The organism is Achromobacter sp. GbtcB20, assembly GCF_019091095.1.
In the GTDB taxonomy this organism is placed as follows: Bacteria; Pseudomonadota; Gammaproteobacteria; order Burkholderiales; family Burkholderiaceae_B; genus Achromobacter; species Achromobacter mucicolens.
In genome coordinates this window covers 1-305 of record NZ_JAGXJZ010000420.1, presented here as the reverse complement: position 1 = coordinate 305, position 305 = coordinate 1, and the positions used below count along the sequence as shown (strand labels likewise).

Annotated in this window: 1 protein-coding gene; it reads right to left on the bottom strand. The window is 67.9% G+C overall.

The genetic code is table 11. The features are described from left to right. Positions 1-305 (bottom strand): toprim domain-containing protein (locus tag KVT32_RS29590; protein ID WP_217619372.1); only part of this gene is annotated, 305 nt, incomplete at both ends.

The following is a 305-nucleotide window of genomic DNA, read 5'->3' as shown; positions in this document are numbered from 1 at the left end:
GCGCCAGCACACGCCGCAGTCATGGCCAGGCAGGAACACCCGGCGCGTGCCGATCAGGCGATCACTGGCACCGCCGCCCGGCATGCCCGGAATCAGCCAGGCTTCGAGCTTGCGCAGGCGGCGCGCCAGCTCGTCCTCGCCACGCTTGGCCAGCACGTCGTTGATGTCCTCGCCTTCGTCCCAATCATGCATGTCCACCAGCAGCGAACTGATGTCTTGTGCCGTCAGAATCTCGGACAGACGCCAAGCCGCGGCCAGGCCCGGCCGCTCGCCCGTGCGCTCGTTGATCGGATCGGCATGGTCCA